General features: G+C 38.8%; 30 protein-coding genes and 1 pseudogene. 9 read left to right on the top strand and 22 right to left on the bottom strand.

What is annotated here, in order from left to right:
• Positions 1–124 precede the first annotated feature (124 nt).
• From M028_RS0123785 to M028_RS0123775, 3 genes are all read right to left on the bottom strand, one after another.
• Positions 125–673 (bottom strand): superoxide dismutase family protein, encoded by a 549-nt coding sequence (locus M028_RS0123785; RefSeq protein WP_026576076.1) that lies wholly within the window; start codon positions 671–673, stop codon positions 125–127.
• A gap of 85 nt (positions 674–758) precedes the next feature.
• Positions 759–965, bottom strand: a complete 207-nt coding sequence (locus M028_RS0123780; protein WP_026576075.1) for a hypothetical protein — start codon at positions 963–965, stop codon at positions 759–761.
• An 81-nt stretch (positions 966–1,046) separates the two neighbouring features.
• Positions 1,047–1,787, bottom strand: a complete 741-nt coding sequence (locus tag M028_RS0123775; RefSeq protein ID WP_026576074.1) for a peptidylprolyl isomerase — start codon at positions 1,785–1,787, stop codon at positions 1,047–1,049.
• Positions 1,788–1,890: 103 nt separating this feature from the next.
• Between M028_RS0123775 and M028_RS0123770 the strand changes: the two genes are divergently transcribed.
• Entirely contained in the window at positions 1,891–2,271 is a 381-nt protein-coding gene (locus tag M028_RS0123770) for a kinase-associated lipoprotein B (protein ID WP_026576073.1), read from the top strand.
• A 40-nt stretch (positions 2,272–2,311) separates the two neighbouring features.
• Here the strand turns inward: M028_RS0123770 and kapD are convergent, their stop codons facing one another.
• The 9 genes from kapD to M028_RS0123725 form a co-directional block, all read right to left on the bottom strand.
• The gene (kapD, locus tag M028_RS0123765; protein WP_026576072.1) at positions 2,312–2,929 is read right to left on the bottom strand and encodes a 3'-5' exonuclease KapD; all 618 of its coding nucleotides are present in this window, start codon (positions 2,927–2,929) and stop codon (positions 2,312–2,314) included.
• Positions 2,930–3,114: 185 nt separating this feature from the next.
• Positions 3,115–3,498 carry a hotdog fold thioesterase gene (locus tag M028_RS0123760; protein WP_051591221.1) on the bottom strand — a complete coding sequence of 128 codons (384 nt, stop codon included), beginning with the start codon at positions 3,496–3,498 and terminating at the stop codon, positions 3,115–3,117.
• A gap of 92 nt (positions 3,499–3,590) precedes the next feature.
• Positions 3,591–3,827, bottom strand: coding sequence for a hypothetical protein (locus M028_RS30955; protein ID WP_035424560.1), 237 nt, complete (start codon positions 3,825–3,827; stop codon positions 3,591–3,593).
• A 111-nt stretch (positions 3,828–3,938) separates the two neighbouring features.
• Positions 3,939–5,447, bottom strand: a complete 1,509-nt coding sequence (locus tag M028_RS0123750) for a leucyl aminopeptidase (protein WP_026576070.1) — start codon at positions 5,445–5,447, stop codon at positions 3,939–3,941.
• 137 nt (positions 5,448–5,584) lie between these two features.
• On the bottom strand, positions 5,585–6,193 hold the full coding sequence (locus M028_RS0123745) for a 3D domain-containing protein (RefSeq protein WP_026576069.1): 609 nt from the start codon (positions 6,191–6,193) through the stop codon (positions 5,585–5,587).
• 96 nt (positions 6,194–6,289) lie between these two features.
• Positions 6,290–6,613, bottom strand: a complete 324-nt coding sequence (locus M028_RS0123740; protein ID WP_026576068.1) for a YuiB family protein — start codon at positions 6,611–6,613, stop codon at positions 6,290–6,292.
• Positions 6,614–6,761: 148 nt separating this feature from the next.
• A complete protein-coding gene (locus M028_RS33450; RefSeq protein WP_372512730.1) occupies positions 6,762–6,887 on the bottom strand; it encodes a YuiA family protein in 126 nt (41 codons plus the stop codon).
• 156 nt (positions 6,888–7,043) lie between these two features.
• Positions 7,044–7,523, bottom strand: coding sequence for an NUDIX domain-containing protein (locus tag M028_RS0123730; protein WP_026576067.1), 480 nt, complete (start codon positions 7,521–7,523; stop codon positions 7,044–7,046).
• An 85-nt stretch (positions 7,524–7,608) separates the two neighbouring features.
• Entirely contained in the window at positions 7,609–8,826 is a 1,218-nt protein-coding gene (locus M028_RS0123725; RefSeq protein WP_026576066.1) for an NAD(P)/FAD-dependent oxidoreductase, read from the bottom strand.
• A 511-nt stretch (positions 8,827–9,337) separates the two neighbouring features.
• Between M028_RS0123725 and M028_RS0123720 the strand changes: the two genes are divergently transcribed.
• The gene (locus M028_RS0123720; protein WP_026576065.1) at positions 9,338–10,336 is read left to right on the top strand and encodes an NAD(P)/FAD-dependent oxidoreductase; all 999 of its coding nucleotides are present in this window, start codon (positions 9,338–9,340) and stop codon (positions 10,334–10,336) included.
• Between the two features lie 44 nt (positions 10,337–10,380).
• Here M028_RS0123720 and M028_RS0123715 read toward each other — a convergent pair whose 3' ends face one another.
• Positions 10,381–10,746, bottom strand: coding sequence for a HesB/IscA family protein (locus M028_RS0123715; RefSeq protein ID WP_026576064.1), 366 nt, complete (start codon positions 10,744–10,746; stop codon positions 10,381–10,383).
• Between the two features lie 194 nt (positions 10,747–10,940).
• Positions 10,941–11,180, bottom strand: a complete 240-nt coding sequence (locus tag M028_RS0123710) for a YuzB family protein (protein WP_026576063.1) — start codon at positions 11,178–11,180, stop codon at positions 10,941–10,943.
• Positions 11,181–11,452: 272 nt separating this feature from the next.
• Here M028_RS0123710 and M028_RS0123705 point away from each other — a divergent pair, with 272 nt between their 5' ends.
• Positions 11,453–12,520: an NAD(P)/FAD-dependent oxidoreductase gene (locus M028_RS0123705; protein ID WP_026576062.1), complete on the top strand. Its 1,068-nt coding sequence runs from the start codon at positions 11,453–11,455 to the stop codon at positions 12,518–12,520.
• Between the two features lie 52 nt (positions 12,521–12,572).
• On the opposite strand, the gene M028_RS0123700 is transcribed toward M028_RS0123705, so the two are convergent.
• Positions 12,573–12,899, bottom strand: coding sequence for a YuzD family protein (locus tag M028_RS0123700; protein WP_026576061.1), 327 nt, complete (start codon positions 12,897–12,899; stop codon positions 12,573–12,575).
• Positions 12,900–12,995: 96 nt separating this feature from the next.
• Here M028_RS0123700 and M028_RS0123695 point away from each other — a divergent pair.
• Positions 12,996–13,287 (top strand): annotated as a pseudogene (locus tag M028_RS0123695) (NifU family protein).
• A gap of 62 nt (positions 13,288–13,349) precedes the next feature.
• On the opposite strand, the gene M028_RS0123690 reads toward M028_RS0123695, so the two are convergent.
• Together M028_RS0123690 and yutH are read right to left on the bottom strand one after the other, a co-directional pair.
• Positions 13,350–14,318 (bottom strand): 2-hydroxyacid dehydrogenase, encoded by a 969-nt coding sequence (locus tag M028_RS0123690; RefSeq protein WP_026576059.1) that lies wholly within the window; start codon positions 14,316–14,318, stop codon positions 13,350–13,352.
• 31 nt (positions 14,319–14,349) lie between these two features.
• A complete protein-coding gene (yutH, locus tag M028_RS0123685) occupies positions 14,350–15,360 on the bottom strand; it encodes a spore coat putative kinase YutH (protein ID WP_026576058.1) in 1,011 nt (336 codons plus the stop codon).
• Positions 15,361–15,527: 167 nt separating this feature from the next.
• Here yutH and M028_RS0123680 point away from each other — a divergent pair, with 167 nt between their 5' ends.
• Entirely contained in the window at positions 15,528–16,043 is a 516-nt protein-coding gene (locus M028_RS0123680) for a phosphatidylglycerophosphatase A family protein (RefSeq protein WP_026576057.1), read from the top strand.
• A gap of 26 nt (positions 16,044–16,069) precedes the next feature.
• On the opposite strand, the gene M028_RS0123675 is transcribed toward M028_RS0123680, so the two are convergent.
• The 3 genes from M028_RS0123675 to M028_RS0123665 are packed head-to-tail and all read right to left on the bottom strand — an operon-like array spanning position 16,070 to position 18,650.
• On the bottom strand, positions 16,070–16,834 hold the full coding sequence (locus tag M028_RS0123675) for a TIGR01457 family HAD-type hydrolase (RefSeq protein WP_026576056.1): 765 nt from the start codon (positions 16,832–16,834) through the stop codon (positions 16,070–16,072).
• A gap of 51 nt (positions 16,835–16,885) precedes the next feature.
• Positions 16,886–17,323, bottom strand: a complete 438-nt coding sequence (locus M028_RS0123670) for a DUF86 domain-containing protein (RefSeq protein ID WP_026576055.1) — start codon at positions 17,321–17,323, stop codon at positions 16,886–16,888.
• A gap of 28 nt (positions 17,324–17,351) precedes the next feature.
• Positions 17,352–18,650 carry an EAL domain-containing protein gene (locus tag M028_RS0123665; protein ID WP_026576054.1) on the bottom strand — a complete coding sequence of 433 codons (1,299 nt, stop codon included), beginning with the start codon at positions 18,648–18,650 and terminating at the stop codon, positions 17,352–17,354.
• A gap of 175 nt (positions 18,651–18,825) precedes the next feature.
• Here M028_RS0123665 and M028_RS0123660 point away from each other — a divergent pair, with 175 nt between their 5' ends.
• Complete coding sequence (locus tag M028_RS0123660; RefSeq protein WP_026576053.1) at positions 18,826–19,092, top strand: DUF3055 domain-containing protein; 267 nt, start codon at positions 18,826–18,828, stop codon at positions 19,090–19,092.
• Between the two features lie 65 nt (positions 19,093–19,157).
• The gene (locus M028_RS0123655) at positions 19,158–19,451 is read left to right on the top strand and encodes a hypothetical protein (protein ID WP_026576052.1); all 294 of its coding nucleotides are present in this window, start codon (positions 19,158–19,160) and stop codon (positions 19,449–19,451) included.
• A gap of 32 nt (positions 19,452–19,483) precedes the next feature.
• On the opposite strand, the gene M028_RS0123650 is transcribed toward M028_RS0123655, so the two are convergent.
• Positions 19,484–19,759: a YutD family protein gene (locus M028_RS0123650; protein WP_026576051.1), complete on the bottom strand. Its 276-nt coding sequence runs from the start codon at positions 19,757–19,759 to the stop codon at positions 19,484–19,486.
• Positions 19,760–19,872: 113 nt separating this feature from the next.
• Between M028_RS0123650 and M028_RS0123645 the strand changes: the two genes are divergently transcribed.
• The gene (locus tag M028_RS0123645; protein WP_026576050.1) at positions 19,873–20,502 is read left to right on the top strand and encodes a YhcN/YlaJ family sporulation lipoprotein; all 630 of its coding nucleotides are present in this window, start codon (positions 19,873–19,875) and stop codon (positions 20,500–20,502) included.
• A gap of 44 nt (positions 20,503–20,546) precedes the next feature.
• On the opposite strand, the gene lipA is transcribed toward M028_RS0123645, so the two are convergent.
• The gene (gene lipA / locus M028_RS0123640; protein WP_026576049.1) at positions 20,547–21,464 is read right to left on the bottom strand and encodes a lipoyl synthase; all 918 of its coding nucleotides are present in this window, start codon (positions 21,462–21,464) and stop codon (positions 20,547–20,549) included.
• Positions 21,465–21,666: 202 nt separating this feature from the next.
• On the opposite strand from lipA, the gene M028_RS0123635 reads away from it, so the two are divergent.
• Complete coding sequence (locus M028_RS0123635; protein WP_035424559.1) at positions 21,667–22,662, top strand: peptidoglycan DD-metalloendopeptidase family protein; 996 nt, start codon at positions 21,667–21,669, stop codon at positions 22,660–22,662.
• Positions 22,663–22,675 lie beyond the last annotated feature (13 nt).

The following is a 22,675-nucleotide window of genomic DNA, read 5'->3' as shown; positions in this document are numbered from 1 at the left end:
TCCTAAATTTCTTTATAAACTCCGACTTTTATTTTCAGTAAAGTGAGAACAGAAATCAAGTTTTAGTAATCAATAGGTATGAAAAAAGGCCTCTCCAAGGCAGGAGAAAGCCAAACTTTACTTATTATTTTTCATCTTGAGAACCTTGACCCTTTTGCTTCTTGTCTTTTGTAATTTCACCGCAAGCCACTCGTTTTCCTGAGTCCCCAGCCGGCTGTGTCATGCCGTCGTCTTTTCCCGCATGTACGACAATGGAAGTGCCCTTTTTAGTAAATAAAGATTTTTTTCCATCCTTTAGAGAGACATTTGGTGCCATTAGCTCTGCTTTTACTGACCCGTCATCTCCAACAATTAAATTGGGCATGTCCCCGGCATGTGCGCCATTTGGATTCAGCAGTCCATGTTTTTTATTTTCTGGGTTAAAATGACCTCCCGCCGATTTAAAGTCAGGAGCCTCGCATTTTCCAGTATCGTGAATATGTATCGCATGAACGCCTGGTGTTAATCCAGTTAAATTTACTTCCATCTTTACTCCGCTTGCTTGTTCAGACAAGGTAATTTTCCCAAGGGAATCACCAACCGGATTAAACATTTGAACATCAATCTTTTTAGGATTTTCTTCGGTACATCCTGCAAGTAAAAGCAAAGGAAGGATCAGCCAATATTTCTTCATCTAATACCTCCACAATAGACATTTTGTAAATAGTATCTCCAATGTGTCTAGGGGCTATTCATAAATGAAAAAGGAACAGCCTGATTCACTGTTCCTTTTGATTATGCTGATTCATGATTCGATCTTCTAACTCTTTTGACTTTTTGGCTTCACGTTTGGAAATAGCAATGACATATTTCATTGCAAAAACAGCTCCAATAAAGAAGATGAGAAACGTGATGACAGCGGGAATATATTCTGATTTATCTTGCGGAAAATATAAAAATAACGACAAGATGTGTGGTTGAAACATTTTCTTCTCCCTTTCATCAAGGAAATCCATTCATATCATTATAGCAATAAAAATTGCTTCAACCAAGTTTATAGTCATGTGTTATTTTAGGACATTAATTTTTTTAATTACTACATCTTTCTTTGGTTTATCTTTTCCATCGACAGGCGTATCAGCAATTTTATCCACAATATCCATTCCTTCAATGACTTGTCCAAACACTGTGTGACGGTGATCTAGCCATGGAGTTCCACCATTTTTCTCATAGGCCGCAATGATTTCCTTCGGATACTCTATCTTTTCCATTTGCTCCTTCATGGATGGATCAAGATCAGATTTTTGTACGATAAAGAATTGGCTTCCATTCGTATTCGGACCTGAGTTAGCCATTGACAATGCACCGCGAAGATTAAAGAGATTATTCGAAAATTCATCTTCAAACGGTGCACCATAGATGCTTTCTCCTCCCGTTCCATTTCCGTTCGGGTCTCCGCCTTGTATCATGAAATTCTTAATTACACGATGAAAAATCAGACCATCATAATAGCCTTTCTCACTGTGCTTCACAAAATTTTCAACCGCTTTTGGAGCGTATTCCGGGAATAATTTTATTTTAATATTTCCCATTGAAGTTTCCATTTCGACTAATCTTTCCTTTTCAGAGACTTCCTTTGTTAGCTGAGGATAGACGGCGTTTGACACTTTTTTGTCCCCTTCCTTTTGTTCCGTGCTTGATGTACTGCCTGTAGATTTAGATTCATGCTTGTCATTGCTTGTCCCGCATCCGGATAGTACAAACATGATGATAAGCAATGCAGTCCATATTCTTATGCTCTTTTTCATTATCATCCCTCCATTTTTTTAATTTAACCGAAATTTACTATTTTTGCACTTTGTTTTTAATTCTTTTAAAATGAAAGATATGAAGGAGCAGGGAGGGCTTATTTTGGCGGAATTTAAAATTGGCGATCGTGTTACAGCGATCTATAAAACAGGCAAATATATTGGTGAAATAACAGAGGAACGGCCGCAACATTATTTAGTAAGGGTATTGGCGGTTAAGAAACATCCGATGCAAGGCGACCTACATAATCCGAAGAGTGCAGATGTACTTGTTTTTCACGAAAGACGCGCACTCGCCTTCAGAGAGCAGGCGAATATTCCGAAGCAAATGGTCAAGCATTTTGAAGATGAAGTCCCAGAGTATCAAACTTCTTTAAAAGAGGCCATTAATGTAATGAAAAAAGAGTTAAATGAAAATCCCTCAGAATGGGCAGAAATGAGCTTAAAAATGATAGATTCATTAGAAAAGGATTATTTTAAATAAATAACATAAAAGGCCAAATCAATTTGAATGATTTGGCCTTTTATGCAAATTCATTTAATAGTTTTGAAAAATCAACCCGGTCCCCAATCGTCGTTGGTTTAGGTTTTTCCAAGTAACGTTTATCCTTTTCAACAAGCTTGAATATATTATAAGTAGTCAGTGCATCATCAAGTGCACGATGGTGTCTGCCTGTCCCTTCCTTGCCATACTCTTGAACCGCCTTCCAAAGACCCGTTTGGTTTTGATCACCAAAAAATCGTTTATACTCCATGGATAGATCTAACTCGACTGCATGAAATGGAAACAGAATTCCGGCTGCAAGACAATTATGGCGCAACACCTTCATGTCCATATTTCCCCAAGTAACAATGGTCATTTCATACCCTTGATTGAACTCCTCCATTTTTCGAATTAATTCAAAAAAAGTAATCCCTTTGTTTACCTGATCCTGAGAAATATGTAGAAATGATTTACAGCGATCTGAAAGCGTAGGAAATTTAAGCGGGGTCACATAAGATGAAAACTGATCAACGATTTGATCATCTATTACTGAAACAATACCAACCTCAATAATTTCAGGATAAAACTCCTTCATACGGACATTTCTTTCTGGCATGGTAAATTCAAAATCAATAAATAAACAATGCCGCTTTCCCATCCTTTTTCACCACCTTTTCTAACAAATTTCTTACTACATTATATAGAGAAACCTGTACAAAAAATTGTACATATAAGAAATTTTTTATTATTTTCTATTATAACATGAAATGGTCGTGATTTTTTTAAATTTTCCTACAAATCACCCAAAGAAAAAAGGATGAAGAACTCATCCTTTTGGTGACTTTATTTTTTTAAGGAAATGACCGCCATTGTGCATCTGGATACGCAAATAAGCCGTTCCTTTTCATCGTGGATTTTAATATCCCATACCATTGTTGTTTTTCCTTGGTGCAGAACGGTTGCAACTGCTGTCACAATACCCTCTCTGGCAGACCGTACATGGTTTGCATTTATTTCCAGACCTACAACCCCTTGTGTCGCTTTGTCAACCAATTCATATGCACCTAGGCTGGCAACCGTTTCTGCCAGCGCCACAGACGCCCCGCCATGCAGTAAACCAACGGGCTGCTTCGTACGCTCATCCACCGGCATCGTTGCAATTACTTTACCTGCCTCTAAATGGGTTATTTCAATCCCTAATGCTTCTAATAATGTGTTTTTAACCATTTTTACCTCTCCTCTAGAGATTTATTTTATGTAATGTAAAATTGCTCTTCTAAAAAGTGTAAAAACAGCCCTTGGAGCTGTTTTTACTCTGTTTAATAATATCCTGGGTAGCCCATGCCTGGATAACCAAATCCAGGGTAACCCATGCCTGGATAGCCGAATCCGGGATAGCCCCATGGCGGACGACTTCCTAATGCTGCTCCTGCAAACCCGCCTATTCCTCCACCTAATAATCCTCCTAAAAAGCCAAGTCCACCTATCGCCAACGGCCAGCCCAACCCGATAAATCTTTGATCTTGAACGGGATAGGGATATCGATAAGGGTACATGCCATCATACCTCCCTTTCGTATATACTTGCCTACACTATTTCATATGCGAACAGATAGGTTTTTGAGTGGGCAAATACATAAAAAACCCAAGATGGCTTGAAGGATGAAGTTATTTTTCAATTGGCTCGAAACGCTCAACAAATAGAGCGAGTGTCCTGGTCATAACACCCGTTGCACCTGCAGGTCCAAGGTCATATTCCCTAGAGGTAGTTGCGGTCCCTGCAATATCTAAATGTACCCATGGTGTTTCTTCCGCAAATTCTCCGATAAACGCACCTGCAACAAGGGCATGACCTTCACTTCCAGGTGAATTATTTAAATCAGCCACTTTACTGTTTCGTACTCTTTCTTTTTCAGTATCAAACAGCGGCAATTGCCAAATCCGTTCTCCGGATTCCTTTGATGCCTCTAAAACCTGCTCATATAGAGAGTCATGATTGGTCATGGCACCCGTTGTATGAAGACCAAGTGCAGTAATCACACCCCCTGTTAAGGTTGCAATATCCACAAGGTATTCAGCACCGTGGTGCTTGGCATATGTAATAGCATCCGCTAGGACTAAACGACCTTCAGCATCCGTATTTAGTACCTCTATCGTCTTACCGCTCATCGAAGTAATCACATCATCAGGCTTAAAGGCCGATCCACTGATCATGTTGTCAGTAGACGGAATAACAGCGACAACATTTTGTTCTGGTTTTATTTCCCCAATAATCTCCATTGCTCCTAACACAGATGCCGCACCGCCCATGTCTGATTTCATGCCAACAATCCCTGTTTTGGTTTTAATGGAATATCCTCCGGTATCAAAGGTAATCCCTTTGCCGACAAGACCAATAACATCATTCCAGTCTTCTTTTCCTTGATATTTAAGAACGATCATTTTCGGTGGCTCTGTTGACCCCTGATTTACTGCTAAAAACGCACCCATCCCCAGCTTTTCAATTTCCGCCTTTTCTAAGACTTCCACTTCAAAGTCATACTTAGCGGCAAGTTGCTTTGCATAATCAGCCATATCTGAAGCTGTTAGCAAATTTCCTGGTGTGTTCACAAGTGTACGGGCTGAATTAGTTCCTTTTCCAAACGCATACCCTACTGTTAACGATGCTTTTAGTTCTTCAAAATCATTGGAGCCACAATAGATTGTTAGATTTTCCAGACTCTTCTCCGGTTCATTTGACTTCTGTTTGTAGCCTTTAAACTCATACGTCGCTAGTGCCAATGCTTCACCGGCTGCATGAGCAGCATCCAGCGCTGTCAACCCCTCCGTTGTAAACGTTTCCATAACAATAGCTAATTCTTCCTGTTTTTGTGCTTTTATCTGCTTAAAAAGTTTCCCGAACACTTCCCGCGCTTTTTCAAAGGATAGTTCTTTTTCTTTACCCAGACCAACAAACCAAATTCGTTTTACACCCATTTTTCCAAGAGTATGTATTTTATTAATACTTTTAAACTTAGCGGTAATCTCTCCAGACTTCACAAGCTCTTTAAGCTGTCCGTCGAATAATTCATCAAGCCTTGCCAGTAGACCCGTAAATTTTTCCGGCCGCTCAAAAAGACCGATGACCAAACCTTCATGTTCATTTGATTCATTAAATTCTGTTTTCATTTCAAACATGACTTTTCCCCCTTAGTATCTTTATAACTTTATTATAACGAAAAAGAAAAATTCTTTCGAGAATCGAAAACAATAGGAAAAGCAAAAGCGCCTTGACTAGAGGCTGGAAAATAGAAAAAACAGGCGGCTGCCTGCTTTTATCTTTTCTCGGAATGAATATATTGCTGCCTGAATACTTGCATCGACTTTTTTTCATTTAATGTGGTTAATTCTTGTTCAGAAAGACTTCCATTTCCTTTTTGAACAACATAAATATCCAATTTCTTTTTGCCCCATTGGTTATAAACATCTTTAACGGTATTAAAATACAGGTCCAACTCATTTCCCTTTATTGCCCCGCCTTTATCTGCTACTACGCCATAGCCATAGCCGGGGATAAATAAAATGGTCCCTACTGGAAAAACATTTAAATCTGCTGCAATGGTTGAATATAAATCCCGTTTCACTTTCACACCCGAATAAGTAATTCCATATTCAGGATGCCCTTGATATTTTCCTGTTGACTCAAACCCTGCAGTGTAACCCGTGGCAATAACCGTTTTCTTCGGATATTTAGACCAATCAATGGCTTCTTCTAGCGTTGGGACTGTTGCTGCTGCCGTTTTACTGGACGAAATAAACGGATCAACAAAATTTAATACTGTTTGGGCATTCACTCCGGAAAGGGATTGATAGGTTACTAAAAGCGCCAATAAGAAAAGAGTTGTCATCACAAAGCGCTTAGCCCAACTTTTTAAAATAGTCATCAAAATTTTTCACTCCTCAAAAAATATTCATTTCCCATGGGGAAAAGAATTATTCAAGAAGTAAATAAAAAAGACTCCTTACCATGGTAAAAAGTCTTAGAACATCTGGTATCCATTTTTTCTTAAAAGCTTTATGACAATGCCTGAGACAATAGCACCAGCCAGCCCGCTGACTAAAATTAAGATGTCAGCAGTTGCAAGTGAACTGAACCGGTGCCCGAGTTGTCCGAAGGCAGTTTTACTATTCGTAAAATATTCAATAAAACGTACTTTATCAACAATTAAAATCGCGACAATTGGATAAATAATTGCCATAATCCAAGACATTCTTAAAAGCATATTAAGGATAAATCCTATTCCAAAAAATAACACTAGAAACAATAACATCGAGATAATTAAGACAACAATGCTCATTTGCATTGAAAATTCCCCCTTTTGACACATCAACATTAAGTGTACTGAATGTCCAAAAGGGAGTCAATAGAAAAGAAAAGCGCTAGCGCCACACACAAAAAAATAGCCCTCCGAAGGATTCGAAGAAGCGAATAATTCAATTAGCTATATTTATTTACTCCTGCTTTTTCCCTGTTCCCTCACAGCAGGAACAAGTTTCAGAACCGCCAAGTAAAAGTTGAAAATAACCATTTCCAGAACAATAATCACATGTTTTTGTATCCAAATTTTTTACAGTCATACTATTCATCCTCCTTATTTATTAACTAAATTTTCTGATAATATATCAAGAAAATGAAAAAAAGAAAAGGAGGAAATACAAGCAAATAAACATAAGAAAACGGATACATCTGGAGTTTTCTTTCATTTTCGATTGGTTCCTTAAATTTTCTAAAAATTACAAAAATACTTTATATGCTGTATATCCGAACTGATTACCCGGATTCAAACCATCTTCACAGGGTATTAAAGAGGAATTCGTTTGATTTATTAGGTAGCTTAAAAGAATAGAGGCTTCCTTTTCATGCAGAAGCTCTTCAGGTGCCATAAATCGCGCCTCATAAAGTTCGCTGTCTTGATGAATAATTTGAACACCGTCCTTCGGCTCAAGTAAAAACATAAGCATATTGTCACTTACTTCTTCTTTTATAACACCGGTTCTTAGCCCAATTAAACCTTTCACTGTGCAATCAATACCCGTTTCTTCTTTGACCTCTCGAATAACAGCTTCATCCGCTGTTTCTCCTTCATTAACAAAGCCTGCCGGCAAAGACCATTGCCCTTTTAAACCACCGTATCTTTTTTTAACTACAAGCCATTTCTCGTCATACTTTACCAATCCTGAGACGGCCAGCCACACCTTACCGCGTTTACTCATGAGAACCTCCTAAATCACAATTCCATGAAATGAAATGATATGAAAAAAGGGCAGAATTCTTCTGCCCTTTTGTTAAAAAATTTTATCAAAAGAAGTTCAACTTCCCTTTTTTCAGTACTAATGATGTACCGCCAATCATATAAAGGGCCCGGTTATCAACCACTTTTTTCATGAAGGCTGCTTTTGAACCAGTCACTTTTTTACCAAATACTACACCAATCGCATCATCTTCACCGAGGGAACAAACAGTACCTTTATTATCAAAGGTAAAGTTTTCAAGCTCTGCTTTATTTCGAACAAGTGCTGCAATGTTTTTAGCAACTACTTCACCCTGTTGCATGGCAATTTGTGCAGTCGGAGGATATGGACGGTTAATCTCTTCATTAATAACAAGTGAGCTGTCACCAATAATAAATACATCATCAAATCCCGGAACACGAAGATCCGGTTGTACTTTCACGCGGCCTCGCATTGCCTCAAAACCAGATTTTTCAATAATGGCATTTCCACGTACACCTGCAGCCCAAACGACAGTTCCAGCCTTAATTTCATAAGGCTCCTCATCGCCTTTACCGACAAAAATCCCTTCAGGAGTAGCTTCTTTAATCGCAGTACCGATTAAAAACTCTACGCCTCTCCGCTCTAGTTGAGAAACTGCGTAGCTAACTAATTCCGGATCAAAGCCTGGAAGAACAGTTGGGGCTGCCTCCACGCAAGTAATTCTAACCTTTTGGAAATCCACATCATATTCCTGGCAAAGCTCTGGAATACGGTTCGTTAATTCGCCAAGGAATTCAATCCCCGTAAATCCGGCACCGCCAACTACAATAGATAAGCGATTATCATTCTTTTCTTCTTCCATATTGTACGTAGCAAATTGGTACTCAATATGCTCCCGTAATTGACGAGAGGAATTGACATTGGTAATGCCAAATGCATATTCTTTTAACCCTTTAATTCCAAATGTTTCTGGTTCTCCGCCAAGCGCAATAACCAGGTAATCATAATTGACTTGATCATTTTCTAAAATTACTTTCTTTTCTTCCTTATTGATTTCGACAACTGTATCTTGAATAAACTCAACTTTACTGCGATCCACTACATTGCGGATATCATAGCGCACTTTATCATGGTGTAATGTGCCTGCTGATGCTTCATGTAACCATGTAGTTTCGTAGTGATAATCATTTTTATTAATTAACACGATTTCCGCTTCATTCACACCTAATAATTTTTGCAAACGAACTGTTGTCATAAGTCCGCCATATCCTGCCCCGACAATAACAATTTTTGGCTTTCTCAAAGTAATCACTTCCACCTTTATTTTAATTTAATGAACCTTTTGCCTTATCATCCACTGATTTCTTTGTTTTTATTTGTCGAAAGCGCAACTACGCCTCTGGCGCTTGCCAATCGACAGATTTCTTTAGGTTTACAAGGCGAAATCTTTGTGATATTTTTCACGAATAGGTACAAAGAAAACAGCAGCTACTTCTCATTACAGTAGGATGCACATTAATATTCCTGTTTTTATAAACTCTCTTAATTAAACAATGTTCTGATATTGTCACATAATAGTAACAATATATACACAATTCATCTTATTCCATTTTCATCTAGTTTTCAAGCGGTTTTTTAATTTATTTAACATAATTATAGTTTGAACATTTACTATTCATGTAATCCAACTAAGGTAAAAAATAATGCACTATTGCCAATTGGGCGAATATTCCTTGCAATTCAAGTGAGCATTTAATATTTTTATGGTATGATTGGGATGGAGATTGTTACTACCTACCTGGGGGGGATTCATAGTGCAAGATGATCAAAAGGTATTCGATCTCACCATTATCGGGGGAGGTCCTGTTGGTTTATTTACCGCGTTTTACGGAGGGATGCGACAAGCTTCAGTGAAAATCATTGAGAGCTTACCACAACTTGGCGGTCAATTGTCAGCGCTATACCCTGAAAAATATATCTATGATGTTGCCGGTTTTCCAAAAATTCGTGCTCAAGAATTGGTAAATAACCTAAAAGAGCAAATGGCGAAATTTGATCCAGTGGTTGTGCTTGAACAATCTGTTGAAAAGTTAGAAAAGCTAGAAAACGGTATTTTTAAATTAACAACAAATGCTGAAGTTCATTATTCAAAAACTGTGGTAATTACGGCAGGAAACGGTGCATTCCAGCCTCGCCGCTTAGAACTAGAAAGTGCTGCACAGTATGAACGGAAAAACCTCCATTATTTTATCGAAGATTTAAATAAATTTGCCGGTCAAAAAGTAGTAGTATTTGGCGGAGGAGATTCCGCAGTGGATTGGGCCTTAATGTTGGAACCGATAGCAGAAAAAGTGACGATTGTTCACCGCAGAGACAAATTTCGAGCCCATGAACATAGTGTTAAAAACTTATTCAATTCAAAGGTTAATGTAAAAACTCCCTATGTTCCTGCAGAATTAATTGGAGACCATTCCGGAATTAAGCAAGTTATTCTTGAAAGTGTGAACGGTGAAGAAAAGGTTACCATTAATGTTGACGCCGTCATTTGTAATTATGGTTTTGTGTCATCTCTTGGACCGATAAAAGAGTGGGGCCTGCAAATTGAAAAGAATTCGATTTTAGTCAACTCTAAAATGGAAACAAATGTACCGGGAATTTATGCTGCAGGGGACATTTGCACGTATGATGGGAAAGTGAAATTAATTGCCTGTGGATTTGGTGAGGCACCCACTGCCGTTAACAACGCAAAATCATATATTGACCCAAAAGCAAAGGTTCAGCCATTACACAGTTCTTCGATGTTTAATCAATAGTCTTACAAGGCGTCCGTTAAGCGGACGCCTTTTCCCTTTAAATCCTAACATTCCTCAGGTGAACCTGCAGCCGTTGCTGTTCGGAAAGAAGATCCACAACCGCACGAGGCAATAGCATTCGGATTTTCAATCGTAAATCCGCCGCCCATCATCGATTGTTTATAATCAATTTTTGTTCCTTGCAAAATAGGAGCACTTTCTTTATCGACGAGGATTTGAATTCCATGCAGTTCGAAATGTAGATCATCTTCCTTTACTTCATGATCAAATCCCATACCATAAGATAAGCCGCTGCAGCCCCCGCCTTTGACACCCACACGTAAAAGGGCTCCTTCTTCTTCATTTTGCTTCATCATATCTTTAATTTGCATGGCAGCTGCCTCGGTTAAAATAACAACCTCATTACTCATTCTAGTTCCCCCTTTTTAAGCTTTTTAATATAGTATATCCACTTCAGATTACTGGCACAACAAATCGTCTATACTAACTATTATATGATAAAAAATAAAAAAAGGAGCGGTTCACGCTCCTTTCTTTATTATCTAGCTCCATTGCCTAGCCTCTCTAAGGTTTCTTGTCGGGGCTGAACAAGGCTTTGCCTTTCTCAAAACATTGGATTTTCTTCCAAGTATTGATAAATATTATCTACAAGATCTTCCGGAGTTTTTCCACTTACTACTTCCCCATTAACAAGTGCATAAAGTGTCATCGCACACTTTCCACAATACCCTAGACAACCATATTCGATAATATCCAAATTAGGATCTTTTTCTAATATTTCAAACGCCCGCTGTGCGCCATTTGCTAAGTTGCTTATACAAAATTCAATAATTGGTTTAATCAATGGTTTCACCTCTTCATACCTACTAATCGTACTCTTTTTAAGAAATATCGTCAAATAGCAAAGTGCATTCATTTTGTCAAGAATACATGAAAATTGTTGTTATTTCGTCATTTCTTAGCTATACTCGTAATTGTGTGAAATTACTGTTGACTTCATAAACCATTAAATCCTTGATTTCAATTTATTGCTATATTCTACGTGCAATAAATTGATAAAAAAAGGAACATTAAAAATAGGAATACAATTGTTTTGTAAAAAGGGGAAATTTTAAAATGAAAAACCTGGTAATTCTTGGCGGAGGATACGGCGGAATGAAAATTCTTAGTGAACTCCTTCCGAATAATCTTCCGGAAGACGTAACGATTACACTTGTTGACCGAGTCCCATACCACTGTCTTAAAACCGAATACTATGCTTTAGCAGCAGGAACCATTTCCGATAAAGAGGTTCGTGTTTGTTTTCCTGAACATCCTCGGTTAAAGATAAAGTTTGGTGAAGTTACCGGAATCGCAAGAGAAGAAAAAAAGGTTCTTTTAAAAGATGATGAACCAATAAACTACGATGATTTAATTATAGGACTTGGCTGTGAGGACAAGTATCATGGTGTGCCTGGGGCAGATGAATTTACTTACAGTATTCAAAGCATTGGAAAGTCCCGTGAAACTTATTCTGTTTTAAATAATCTTCCTCCCGGATCAGTGGTCAGCATTGTCGGAGCTGGTCTTAGCGGCGTAGAGCTTGCCAGTGAATTAAGTGAAAGCCGAGATGACCTTCAAATTAAGTTGTTTGACAGGGGAAAGCACATTCTATCATCCTTTCCTGACCGCCTGAGTAAATATGTTGAAAATTGGTTTAATAGGCATAACGTTGAAATTATCAACAATTCCAATATAACAAAGGTGGAAGAAACAAGATTATATAACCATGATGAACCGATTGATTGTGATGTCATCGTTTGGACAGCTGGAATTCAAGCAAATAAAATTGTTCGTGATTTTCCTGAGGAAAAAGATAATATGGGGAGAGTGGTCCTTACTCCTCAACACAACCTGAAAACGGATGAGCATATTTATATCCTCGGTGACTGCGCAAGCCTTCCTCATGCACCAAGTGCACAATTAGCGGAAGGGCAAGCAGAGCAAATTGTGGAGGTATTGAGAAAACGTTGGAATGGTGAAGAACCGCCAGCATCGTTCCCTCCAATCAAATTAAAAGGCATACTCGGATCCCTAGGGAAGAAACAAGGATTTGGAATGATGGGTAATTCAGCAATTACAGGACGTGTTGCGCGCCTGATCAAATCCGGTATCTTATGGATGTACAAATATCATAATGGATAATGGCATGAAAAGAAGGGGATGTCCAGATAAATGGATCATCCCCTTCTTTTGTTTAAACCGCTTTGTATCCATACTTTTCAAGCTCGGAAAAAATCGTTTTTAACCGCGGATTTCCTTCGCCGACCACTTTGTCCTTGATGACAACCACAGGATAAAACATATCCTCTTCAATCACTTTTTGAGCGAAACTTTGCTTTTCAGGCTCTGCAGGCGGAAAATGAATATCTACATAAGTCATTTTAAAGGGCTGTTCCGGAAATTTCCGTGCAATAGCAGCCTCAAGCCATTCAAATGTTTCTTTCGATGAGGGGAGATTTACACAGCTTGGGCAAAGCTGCTCTGCTCCGTATAATATAATTTCTACTTGATTATGTTCCATTTTGACTCATCCTTGTTTTTTTCTTTTATTTTACAACATCTATTCCTTAAAAATGAATGAAAATGATTAAATGGGTGTTTTGCCAGTTTCTTCGGAATGGATTTTTACTGTCAATCACTTTATAATATAGTTAGGAAAGGAGTCGATGGGAATGGAAGAGTTAGAATTGAAAGAACAAGTACAAGAAGTATTAGATAAATTACGACCATTTCTTCTTCGCGATGGCGGAGATTGTGAATTAGTTGATGTTGAGGATGGTATTGTGAAGCTTCGTTTATTAGGTGCATGCGGCAGCTGCCCAAGTTCTACCATCACGCTTAAAGCCGGCATTGAAAGAGCACTTCTTGAAGAAGTTCCTGGAATTGTCGAAGTTGAACAAGTATTCTAATAAAATAATAGCGATTGCCCTATCGGCAATCGCTCTTTTTATTTAGAATTCGTACAGCTCTTCTAATTCTTATTCACCATTGTTAAGGGGAGCTTCCCCTCTAACACCGCTTCAATATTAGCGATACATAAATTGATCATCGCCGTTCTTGTTTCTACACTTGCGCTTCCGATATGCGGGAGAGCAACAACATTTGAAAGCCCAAGTAATGGGTGCCCGTCGTCAATCGGTTCCTTTTCAAATACATCCAAACCAGCCCCGGCGATTTCTCCTTTAATAAGTGCCTCATATAGGGCCTGTTCATCGACAACGGGTCCTCTTGAAGCGTTAACGAAAATGGCGGAATGCTTCATTTTCTGAAAAACTTCCCGGGTAAACATATTTTGGGTTTCGTCGGTTAGTGGTGCTAAACAGACGACAAAATCAGCCTTTTTTACGAGTTCCTCAAACGAACAATAAACAGTGCCCAGTTTCTGTTCGATTTCCGGCTTCCTCGTTCGATTATGGTAGAGGAGGTTCATCTCAAATCCGGACGCACGTTTGGCAACCGCTTCTCCGATTTTCCCCATCCCAACTATTCCAAGTGTTTTATGATGAATATCCTGACCTGCTAATAAAAACGGACTCCAGCTTTTCCATTGTCCCTTTTTAATAAATTCAGCCGCCTCCACCACCCTGCGGGAAACAGCCATTACTAATGCAAAGGTCAGATCTGCCGTTGTATCTGTTAAAACATCAGGGGTATTACAAATCATCACCCTATTTTTAGCCGCCGCCATAAGGTCTATATTGTCATACCCAACAGCACAATTGGCCACTATTTTCAGGTTATTCGCTTCATTTAGTACCTTTTCATCAATCGTATCGGATACCATGGTTAATAGGGCATCTGCTTGTTTGATTTCCGCTAGTAAGATGTCCATTGGCACAGGAACGTCATCGTGGTCCCACATTTTGACTTCATATTTTTGCCGAAGCGGCGCTATTACTTCTTCTGGCAGCTTCCTTGTTATATAAATATATGGCTTCATTGGTATTTCCTTTCTTACCCCACTTTTAAAATTATTTTACCATAAGCCATTCAGGCAGTGGAAGATTCAGTCTTTTAATGGGAGCTCCTGATAATAGATAAAAGCCCGCAAGAAATTGTTCATACTCTGTTGATTGCCTTAAGATTTTACTTAATTTCTCCTCCAAAAGCTTTTTATCTTGTTCAGAACGAGTAATATAATAATTTTCAACACACTCAAAATAATGTAATGGAAATAATAGACGAGCATATAAAAGCCGCCAAGAAAAGGAAGACAATGGAGCAATACTTTGATATTCTTCGAAAAACTGTCTTAATTCCTGATCATATGTTTGATTGTTTCTGAAATAGCGCTCCCTGGTCCATTCAGCAAGATCCCTGCTCCGATGGTCAAATACCCAATCAAATGGATTTTTAATATAATAATTTCTACCCCAAGAATTTTTTGAAAACCGTTCGTGACACACAGTCCCAGCATCAAAGTCCATTGGTTCATCGTCAATTTCGGTATCCACTAAGTATTGAATGGCATTTTCGGTTAACCCCAAATAGTAGGGAAAGGATTCAATAAACATTTTTTCAAATTCATCCTCCGGTGTTTGAAACAACTGTCCATTCCATACCTTCTCCATTTGTTCCAGGCGCTTTTCCCATAGGGACTTCCACTGGCCAATCCTGCTAGTTCTTTCAATTTGAAACGGAACATTTCGGCCGCGCTCATGGAATTTGGCCAATTTACGGCCTAATTTAATTTTTTGTGGTTTTTCAGTCTGCTTGTTTGCGAGAACACAATATTTATTTTGCTCCCAGGTTGTGATCAAATTCCCGTCTTTTGATGAAAGGAAAACTGGTACATGCTGGTCTCCAAAGTTTCTAAGATGCACGGCTATTTTCTCCAATTCTGAAATATCCGTTTCCTCCTTGCCACCGGGCTTAGAGACTAAATAAAGCCAGCCATTTCCCCTCAAAGCGTCATAAGAATCTAATTTTAGATATTCCTCAACCTTTATTCCATACTGGTTCTCCAGTAATTTCTGCAGCATGCCGCCACCTCTTTCGAAACCTCTTTTTCCTTTATATATATGTAGGGGGCTTTAAAAACTTGTTGGTTCCCGTTTTTCTATTCATTTTTGAAAAAAGTGCATATGTTAAGGAAAAAATCAATAATATATAGAGAACAATCGTGAAAATTCATAGAAAAGGTGATTGTATGGCAGCAGACAAAAAAATGGATATTCTTGAAGAAACCGCTCGAAGATGGATTAAAGAAAGAGGCGTTGAAATTCAGGATATTGCCGATTTAGTTTATTTTCTCCAAAATAAGTATCATGAAAATTTACAAATGGAGGACTGTATTGCCAACGTAGAACGGGTACTGTCAAAGCGCGAGGTTCAAAACGCAATTTTAACAGGGATTCAGCTCGATAAGCTGGGGGAAAAAGGCCTATTAGAGGAGCCGCTCCAGGACATAATTAAACGTGACGAAAGCCTTTATGGTGTGGATGAAATTATTGCGTTATCAATTGTGAATGTTTACGGTTCAATTGGATTTACAAATTACGGTTATATTGATAAGCAGAAACCAGGTATCCTTGCTCATTTAAACGATAAATCAACTGGTGAATGCCACACCTTCCTTGATGATATTGTCGGTGCGATTGCTGCCGCTGCATCAAGCCGTTTGGCACACCGGGCTGCACGCAAAGAGGAACAGGATAAAGAATAAAAAGGATGGAATTCTTCCATCCTTTTTTATGGTTCCCAGTGGTCTAGTGTATCCACCACATAGGTTGGTTTGCGGTCATATCCGGCGAGCAATTCTTTTGTGGTAACGCCTGTATGTACTAACAAAGTATCCATGCCGGCGCTCATTCCCGCAATGATGTCTGTATCATAGTTATCCCCCACCATTAAGGTCTCGCCTTGGGCCGTCCCCAACACCTTTAGTGCCTGCTCCATAATAATCGATTCAGGCTTCCCAATAAAAATTGGCTTTGTCTGGGTTGATACGGAAATGACGGAGGTCAATGAACCATTCCCAGGCAGCAATCCTCGCTCTGTCGGAAGTGCAATATCGCCGTTGGTAGAAATAAACACAGCCCCATTCCTTACAGCCAAGCAGGCAACTGCTAATTTTTCATAGGTAATTGCTCGATCAATTCCTACCACCACAAAATCAGCAATCTCGGATGCAGTTAGAAATCCTTTTTCTTTTATGGCCGTTTGGATTCCTTCCTCACCAATCACATAAACTGAAGCATCTGGCTTTTGACTGTAAATATAATTAGCCGTTGCCATGCTAGTTGTAAACACTTGATGTTCTTCTGCAGGAATATCAAATCCACGTAGTTTTTCCGCAACCTGCGCTGGGGTTCGTGAAGAATTATTGGTTACAAATAAATAAGGGATTCCTTTGTTTGCTAGTTTTTTGACAAAGTCGGCAGCCGCTTCGATTCGCTCTGTTCCTTTGTACATCGTACCATCTAAATCAATTAAATAACCTTGATATTTTTTCATTAGATACTCCTTCCTTAAATAGGAAAAAGACCGCGAATGACGGTCTTATAATTAATTTTTAAATGCTGAGACGGGACCCAGTTCATTTACAATGTATTCTCGGACATTGGCCGAAAATTGGTGTAATGCTTCGATGTTCTCTAAAAATTGTTTTAACAGTTCATCATGATTGATTTCCGTATAATTTTGCACAAGAGATTTTCGATATTGAATGAGAATCTTAAGACGATTGCCGTTTTCTGCAGAAATTACCTTTTCGTCTGTAAGAATTTCAATAATATCTTCATAGCTGCCAGGGTCACGCATAATAAATCCATCAATCATCGAATTGCCGACATCCAGTACGGACTCGAGCATCATCTGCGTCAACCGTTCGAGAGCAGCCTTTTCAATTGGCGATGACCAATTTTTCTGGCTTAAAAAAAGGCTAATTTGCTTTTCAAAAAAAACTAAAATGGCTTCAATTTTTTCCCTATCAACAAAATACATGATTGTCCACTCCTTGTTTCCGCTTCTCTTATGTTGCAATTCCTTTCACAAGTGCGGTAGGTCTAGCATAATAGTATCCCTGGGCTAAATCAACCTTATTACGCGTTAATACAGAGGCTTCCTCTTCATTTTCGATACCTTCGGCTACCACTAACGACCCTGCTTCTCGTGCCACGAGTAATAATCCCTTCAACATGGATTCCTTTACAGGACTTTTGTGGATATTCTCAATCACGGAACGATCCACTTTAATGATATCAGGCATGATTTCACTAATCGTATTTAAACTATTATAACCTGCTCCAGTATCATCAACAGCAAATCGAAATCCCATTAACCGTAAGACCTTAAGATTATAGGAAAAGTTTTCAACCCCATCAATTGAATCATGTTCAGTTATTTCAAACGTAATTTGTTTGGGGGAAATTCTTCTATATTGTTCAAGTAACTGTTTGATATCACGAGGAAATCGGATATTTCCAAGCGTCAGCGGCGTACAGTTCACAAAAATATTTTCCCTGCTTTTTGTTGCCTTTAATTGTTGAAAAATCTTTTCGAAAATAATCATTTCAAGGTCATATAGCATTCCTGTCTGTCTGGCAACAGAAAAAAGCGGAAAAGGATCCTCTAATACCCCTTGAGGACCACGTGTCAGCATTTCCCAAGCGTGAATTTCGCTTGTTGCCACATCAATAATCGGCTGTGCCCATAGGTAAATTTCTCTTTTAGAGATGATTTTCTTAAACGTAAAAATCATTTCATTCAACTCTGCATCTATCTTTCGTTCCGCCATTGCAATTGCTTGGCGATGAGCCCTTTCAATGGAGCTTTGAATCGAAAAATTATGTTTCTCCACGAACATATAACCGCCATCAAAAACAGGTCTGACTGGTGGATTTTCCTGGAGAAGATTACGTTCCACTTCTTGGATAATTTTATTCACAAGTTCATCAATTTCCGAAAGGCTATGCCGTTCATAGTCCACCTTAATCATTAAGGTAATGCCATCTTCATAATAGTCATGAAGGGCAATAACATCACTTTTTTCCATTTCTTTTTCAATACAGTTCTGAAAAACTCGTTTCATTTTTTTTATAAATGGAGAGGAATGAAAGTTTCCCTCCGCTTCTGACAATTCATTATAATTTTTTATGGTAAAAACAACTACCGCTACATCATGCCTTGCTTTAAATGCAGCAGAAACGCCTTCCAATACTGGGTTGCGCAAATTAAATTGAGGGGGATAATATCGTATGGACGCAAGAGGTAAAAGGAGCTTTCCCCATTGTATTACACGTTTAGCTTTTTCAATGTAACAACGGACCATTCCATTCATTCCTCTCAAAAGTCAACATACGTGATTAGTTCAATTATACCACATTTTGGCACCTTTTGTCTTTTCATGACATTTTAATTATTAAAAACATTACTCCCTTTATTACTATATATTTGATATGATTAGGGGAGTGTCGAAAAAAGTTATGAATAAAGGAGACCGTTTTATGAATGAACGATTTTTCTTATATGATGATACAGAAAATACAAGAACGAGATTTGTCAGTTTTGTGGGTGAAAACCAGCGTTTTGATCTAGCGATTGTCCAAACAAGTCGTCATTATGGTAAACATCTTGTCCTTGATATGCAAGGGAACCGTTTTGCCATTATTGGACATGATGACCTGGAAGAAGAAGGATATTTAGAATTCGCTTTTCAATTAAATGAAGAGGATGCAGAGGAATTAAGATCTTTCCTTTCTGAAATCGTTTAACCAAAAAATTGATATTATGTTTAGGAACTTCTTTTATCATACTAACGATAAAAGGAGTGAGGTACATGTCTAAAAAGGATGCGGAAAAATATACAGAAATATCAACAGTGGAAAAGCGGGAAAATTATTTGACCGCTCAAGAGTTTCCAGAAGGACCCTATGGCTCAACTTTCCGAGTAAATGATCCCGTACAGAATAAGAGTACTCCATGGAAAGAAGGACAGCGCCGTTATTCAGCTTTTAACTGGGAATTCAAATCATTGCATGAAGATTTACCGCGGCAGGGAATGGATCCGGCACATCCACCGCATGATGATCCAGATACCGATGCCCAGCCTCCGTACTCCATGAATGAATAAGCAAAAGGGCCCTTTTTTGAGGGTCCTTTTGCTTATTTTTTCACTTTTTTCAAAACGAAATAAGCACATCCGAAATTACAGTATTCATATATATATTCGCTAAGTGTGCTTATTTTTGTATCAAACGTCGCCTTTTGATTTTGGTCATCAAAAAATCCTTTTAAACGGAGCTGCCCATAGCCCCAATCTCCGACAACATAGTCATACCTGGATAAAATATCACTATATCTTGCCTTAAAAGCTTCTTCGTTATATCCATTACGGTATTCCTCGACCATTTCATAAATCGTATTGTTCATTACAATCATGTTATCACCTCATTTTACCAGCCAATCCTACTTCCCATTATAACCGATTCACCATGAATTACTAAGAAAAAAAATCCTCCTTCTGGCAATTCTAAAAAAAGGAGGTGTTTAATTTGAAAAAGTTGATGATCATCCTTGGGTTATGTACGATTACAACCATAACAGGCTGCTCGAAGGATATGAATAACCGGGATGTCTACGAGGAAAGCGGAAATTCCATTAATGTAAACAATAAAAGGACTGAGCTTTATAATGAGGGAGCTGGCCGGAGCGTTCGAAATGTGAGTAATGATTTCGGGTATGTCCGCCATCAAAAAAGTCCACTCATGAATGATAAAACGGCAAATACTCATTACACTGCTCTTGACCGTGAGCAGTTAGCAAATATTATTAGTAAATATAGTACAGACCTGCCGAATGTCCATGATGTCGCTACATTGGTAACCGATCAGGAGGTATTGGTTGCCTACACAACCGATTCCAAGGATCGTAATTTAACCGCGGATCAGGTAAAAAGAACAGCCATGTCAGTTGTTCCACGATACTACCATGTATATGTTACTGATAAAAAAGTTCTAATGCGTGATGTCGAAAACCTTTCGCATATGGATGCAAGAAACAAAAACGCCAGACATTCGATTAACTATGTTATCAGACAAATGAAAGACTCTCCACAAGGAAACCGCTTAAGTGATAGTGAAGATGAAAATGGTTTAACTTCTGATGACCATAAAATGCATTAAATAACAAAAAGAGTTCAGCCGTTTAATTCGACTGAACTCTTTTTTTATGCTTCTTTTATTTCTTGCTCACCTAAAGCTTGTTTATGTTTTGCCGCTTCATTTACTTGTTCATCTGCATGGTAGGATGAACGGACAAGCGGCCCTGCCTGGCAATGACTGAAGCCTTTACTCATGGCGATTTGTCGTAATTCTTCAAATTCCTGAGGGCTATAATATTTCTGAACCTTTAAATGCTTTTTCGTTGGCTGTAAATATTGGCCAATGGTCATAATATCTACTTGGTTTGCTCTTAAATCGTCCATAACTTCAAGAATTTCTTCCTTTGATTCCCCAAGACCAATCATTAGGCTTGATTTGGTTGGAATTTCCGGATACATTTCTTTTGCACGACGTAAAAATTCTAATGAGCGATCATACTTAGCCCTTGCCCTTACACTTGGAGTCAAACGTCTGGTGGTCTCGATATTGTGATTTAAAATATCTGGCTTTGCATCCATCAAGATTCTTAAATTTTCTTCCTTACCACCCATATCTGAAGGCAGAACTTCAATACTGGTAAACGGATTTTTTCTACGGATGGCCCTTACGGTTTCTGCAAACACTGCAGCACCGCCGTCCTTTAAGTCATCCCTGGCTACAGCTGTTACGACGACATGCTTTAAGTTCATTAGCTGAACTGAATCAGCTACTCTTTCCGGCTCTTGCCAATCTAATTCAGTTGGCAGACCTGTTTTAACCGCACAGAAGCGGCATGCCCGGGTACAAACATCTCCAAGAATCATAAAGGTAGCCGTTCTTCTTTCTGCCCAGCATTCATGAATATTCGGGCAGCGCGCTTCTTCACAAACGGTGTGAAGGCTCTTTTCACGCATCATTTTTTTTAAGCCAGTATAATGCTCATTTGTATTTAATTTTATTTTTAGCCATTCCGGCTTTCTTAAATTTGGTTCTTTTGTGCTCACGCATTCCACCCCTAAGCTACAAATATTTATAATAAATGAGTTCTCTCAGTTGTCACTTTAACATACAGAGCAACGAAGGACAAGCCTAAGAGGCACTTAGTGAACATTACAACCGAAAAACATCATTACCATTTATTAACCATTATGAAATGGCTAAAGAATCATAAACTAATGTTGTACATTAATTGGAAGGAGGATTCCTGTGCGGGCAGCTCTGATAATTGGAACTTTCCTTTTATTCTTTTCCTCTACATTTGCTGTCAGGGATGCTCATGCGAAAGAACCTGATGTATACCAGGAAAGAATGAAACTTTACAAAAAGGTTGAAACGATTACACAGATTCCTTGGTACTACCTTGCTGCCATTGATCAATATGAAAGAAGTATCCGTCAAGTCCGTAGAGACTTGCCGAAAGCAGAAAGTGTGATTGCGATTTATATCAGCCCTGAAAAATGGGCAGGTCTTACAAACCCTAACCCATCAGACCAAAATCCTGCAACAATTCAGCTTTTTAATGGATTGGGCGTCGACGGGGATGGAGATGGAAAAGCGGATAGTAAAAATGATGAAGATGTTTTATATACATTTGCCCATTACCTTCTTTATTATGGCTTGGATGAGGATAATCTTAAGATTGGCCTGTGGAATTATTATCATCGTGATAAAACGGTTGGAATCATTGCGGGAAAGGCTAAGGTCTACCGTCACTTTGGAAGACTAAACCTTGATGACCAAGCATTTCCAATGCCGATTCGTGCTAATCACAGCTATCGCAGTACATGGGGCGATGCACGAGGCTGGGGTGGACGAAGAATCCATGAAGGTACCGACATTTTTGCCGGTTACGGTGTCCCTGTCAGGGCAACCAAGTATGGGATTGTAGAAATGAAGGGATGGAATAAATTTGGCGGCTGGCGAATTGGAATCCGTGACATAAATAATACGTATCATTATTTTGCTCACTTAAATGGATTTGCAAAGGATTTATCCGTTGGTCAGGTGGTCGAACCGGGAATGGTCATTGGCAGTGTTGGAAGCTCTGGTTACGGGCCTCCAGGAACATCCGGTAAATTCCCTCCACATTTACACTATGGGATGTATAAAGACAATGGACTCACCGAATGGTCATTTGATCCATACCCGCATTTAGCCATGTGGGAACGCCAGGAAAAAATTAAAATAAGAAAAAGAAGGTAGGACTGTCCGCTAA

It is taken from the genome of Bacillus sp. UNC438CL73TsuS30, from assembly GCF_000482325.1.
Classification (GTDB): domain Bacteria; phylum Bacillota; class Bacilli; order Bacillales; family Cytobacillaceae; genus Neobacillus.
Note: the sequence above shows the minus strand (reverse complement) of the source record. Positions and strands in the feature narration are given on the sequence as shown.